7 protein-coding genes are annotated in these 3,373 nt (G+C 41.8%); all 7 read right to left on the bottom strand.

Annotated features, from left to right (window positions below):
• Positions 1-225: type II toxin-antitoxin system HicA family toxin (locus AB7U36_RS21035; RefSeq protein WP_428161581.1), on the bottom strand; the 225-nt coding region annotated here is incomplete at its 3' end.
• A gap of 117 nt (positions 226-342) precedes the next feature.
• Entirely contained in the window at positions 343-660 is a 318-nt protein-coding gene (locus AB7U36_RS21030) for a nucleotidyltransferase domain-containing protein (RefSeq protein ID WP_428161580.1), read from the bottom strand.
• Positions 633-1,028, bottom strand: coding sequence for a HEPN domain-containing protein (locus AB7U36_RS21025; protein WP_428161579.1), 396 nt, complete (start codon positions 1,026-1,028; stop codon positions 633-635). The genes AB7U36_RS21030 and AB7U36_RS21025 overlap by 28 nt, the downstream gene beginning before the upstream one ends.
• Before the next feature lie 383 nt (positions 1,029-1,411).
• Positions 1,412-1,747, bottom strand: coding sequence for a type II toxin-antitoxin system HicB family antitoxin (locus tag AB7U36_RS21020; RefSeq protein WP_428161578.1), 336 nt, complete (start codon positions 1,745-1,747; stop codon positions 1,412-1,414).
• Between the two features lie 4 nt (positions 1,748-1,751).
• The gene (locus AB7U36_RS21015) at positions 1,752-1,961 is read right to left on the bottom strand and encodes a type II toxin-antitoxin system HicA family toxin (RefSeq protein WP_428161577.1); all 210 of its coding nucleotides are present in this window, start codon (positions 1,959-1,961) and stop codon (positions 1,752-1,754) included.
• 409 nt (positions 1,962-2,370) lie between these two features.
• Positions 2,371-2,562 carry a methyltransferase regulatory domain-containing protein gene (locus AB7U36_RS21010; RefSeq protein ID WP_428161576.1) on the bottom strand — a complete coding sequence of 64 codons (192 nt, stop codon included), beginning with the start codon at positions 2,560-2,562 and terminating at the stop codon, positions 2,371-2,373.
• A 92-nt stretch (positions 2,563-2,654) separates the two neighbouring features.
• Entirely contained in the window at positions 2,655-2,849 is a 195-nt protein-coding gene (locus AB7U36_RS21005) for a hypothetical protein (RefSeq protein WP_428161575.1), read from the bottom strand.
• Between the last annotated feature and the right edge of the window lie 524 nt (positions 2,850-3,373).

The raw sequence follows: 3,373 nt of genomic DNA, 5'->3' as shown, positions 1-3,373 counted from the left end.
TTCGCGGATTCTTTCCACTATGTATCTTTTAGCTTCTTTCCCCGGGTGCGGGCGGTGGGCATATTCCCTTTTGCCGGAGATTTCCAGCATAACACGAGACCCGGCACCTTCCCAGACTGCTCCCCCCAAGGCGATAACCAGGGATTCAATGTCGCTGAATTTGATATTCGCCCTGGTTGGCATTGCAAAGATTGCAGTTAATGTTTTTTTGTGTTTTGATTTCATAAACAAACGGTAGCATTTTATGCCACCATTTTCAAACTGATTTTTAGCCGGAAATTGATATCATCCTATCCCCCGAATTAGGGAATAATTAAGTATGGTGTCCCCAGAATTCAGAATTCAAACAATTCTGATGCCAGTTTCCAATATTTCTTTTACAAGGGGATCACTTTCTGTGAAATCCGCCAGGGTAAACGGGATAGGTTCAATATCGGCACTTACATCAAATTTGTATTTTCTAATTCGATTTCTATCATTAAAACGGATGCCTTCAAATTTATCAGAAACAAGCGCGATATCAATATCACTGAATTCATTGAAGTTGCCGCGGACAAAGCTGCCGAATAAAATAGCCTGTTGTATTGTGAAGCCGTTTTTATCAAGAATTTTTATATAATCCTTTACATATTTTACGATATAATGCGGGACTTCAGCCATAAGGAAAACTCCTGAATTTTTAAAAAATATGAACTTGCAAATTCTTTTGTGCAGAGTTTATAAAACTCGCGTTTATACTCTGGATATCTTACCTCCAGATTAAAATCATTCACTTCATCCAAAAAAACAATTTGGTCTTTTGACAATTTCAAATTTGAATACTTTGCCAATTTATTTAAATTGTGGGTTTTGGGTGGAATTTTATTTTGATTATTACACACATAAGCGGCTTTCAGAATTTTTTCCAAAACCAAATGTCCAATAAAAAGGCACCAATCATATTTAGCAGATGAAAAAAGATGCCCGGCAGCCTCCAAATCATTATCCGCAGAATCCAACCAGTATTTTACATGTTCCTTAATATCCATAATATTTTTATATCAAAAATATATTCTAAAGCTTACTTTTTAAATCAATGTTTTTTACCCTAAAAAATCAATTATAGCCATGATATGGAGGGTATATTAAATCAAACTTAATTTTATTTCAAGTGGTTAGCATGGCCCGACCCAAATCATGATCATGTTATGTTCATGTTTGCTTGCCCTTTTTTTCTTAAACCGGCAATTTCGGGGTCAAAAATGCCAATCTAAGCCTGTTTTAAGCCCTTTTTAGAAGACATTTATCTATATTTCAGACAGTTAGCGGGGCCCGACCCCGTAGAATTAACACCGACCTCGAATCGAAATTTAACTATTTTTTCGTAGCGTGGTCCGACCCCAGAGGATCATTATCTACCTGTCCCTTTCCCCTATACGCCTTCGGCCAGTTTGGCTGCCACAAAGGTGTTCAGGCTGACACCTTCCTCTTTTGCTCTTGCTGTCAATCTGGCGTGCAGACTTTGAGGGACACAGGTTACGAACCTGCCTGATATGTTGCCAAAACTGGGTGCTGGTATATCTTTACCCCATTGAAGACAAGCTTCCACCCAACAGTTAAAAGCGTCTTTTGCTTCCCTTATTGCTTCTTCCATGGTTTCTCCGTCAGCCATACAACCGTAAAGATCTGGAAAGGTTACCAAAAAACCGCCTCCATCCTCCTTAGTAAGTGGCGTAATTTCAATGGTGTAATCTTCAAATTTATGCATATTTCTACCCCCTTATCACTGATTCCACCAACAAAATGAATTGCCTTATATATACCGGTTTGATTGGCTTGTGGGCTGGAACCGTGACCACAATATTCGACTGCTTATGCCCGAAAACCACATGACTGCCGCCGCTTTTACGAATATCAAGCCCGTAATATCCAGCAATAGTTTCCAAGTTGTCGATCCGCCAATCTCTCGGGTTGGCTTTCATTTTCTGTATTACCTTTTCTGCCTTGCTCATAGAATATATATACTAACTACCCATAGTGTCACGGTGTCAAGATGGGAAGAGTGCAGAAAAAGAAAAGAGCCTTCCCTGAATTAACCAGAAAGGCCTTTTTGTGAGCGAAAAATTAGAGAGCATAATATACCTGTCCCCATTTCTTTTCTTCAGGTCATCTTTCAGCGATACAGGATTAGGCTAATTAGGCTAATCAAATTTAAAAACATTATAACCATGCCAGAAAAAGAAGACAAGTACAAAAAAGATAATAGAGCAAAGAGAGGAGGGAATATGCATTCTCTACTCTATCTATCTTTATGATCTTTTGCGTGCTATCAAACAAGTTAACATAATGCAAATTAACCGCCAACAGCCGCAAATGACGCACGTGCATTATCTACCTGTCCCCATTCCCCTTCTGCATCTGCTCCCCGGACCACACAGGGGTCATCCCCCGGACAAACACGTCTCTTCGAAACGACTGGTTGACGGCCAGGTCCTTGAACAGCTCACGCATGTTCTGGTCCGGGGCTGTGTCCAGCACCTTGCGCATGGATTCGGGCAGCAGGGCATCGTAGTTTTCCGGCAAAGTGGCAGCCCCGGCCTCCTATAGCTGGTCCAGAGCGGCAAGGGCCGACTGGAAAGACTGCCGGTTCACCCCGGTGCGGTCGGCAAACCGGGTCATGAGATGCTGCACCGGATGGGTGGCCAGCCTGCCAGTTCACGAAGGAAGGCTTCTTCCATGGCCTGCTTTGTGGCCAAAGCCCAGAGGTCGTAACCGGGTGCCCCTCTTTTCATGGAAGCCACATTGACAAACCCATGGGTTTGCAGTGTGGCAGTCAATACCTTCTGGGTAAACCCGCATCTGTGAGCCATAAACAGATTGCCCTTTGCCAGTGGTAGGGTGGGCACGCTTTTTGTGCCCACCATCGGTTGCCTTTGAACGCATTTGATTCATCGTTCAGGCACAAGATGTTATATATACAATACACCGTAGCAAGTGTTCACCGCTTTCAATGGCAGTTGCATGATATCGATCTTCCCAATATGCTCCTTTTCGTTTTTTCCTTTGATTATATTCCTGGGCAACCCGACCAGCTGTCAACTGGATGGATTTGGGAATCGTCAGTCTCCTTTGTCATCAACAACAAGAAGATGAATATGATTTGAAGTCACAACATAGTTTAATATAGTTAAACCGTATCGGCGCTTGGCTTCATTAAATCAAATTTAATTTTATTTCAAGTGGTTAGCGTGGCCCGACCCCGAATCAATTTATCAATGATTAATAAATGCGAGGGACACCCTTTTTCTTTTCGGTTTAACGGTTTAAGAAAAAAAGCAGTCACTCCCATAAAAAAAAGTTATGATAATCTTTGGCGCTTAATTCATTATATGAG

This window comes from Desulfobacter sp. (assembly GCF_050177295.1).
Note: the sequence above shows the minus strand (reverse complement) of the source record. Positions and strands in the feature narration are given on the sequence as shown.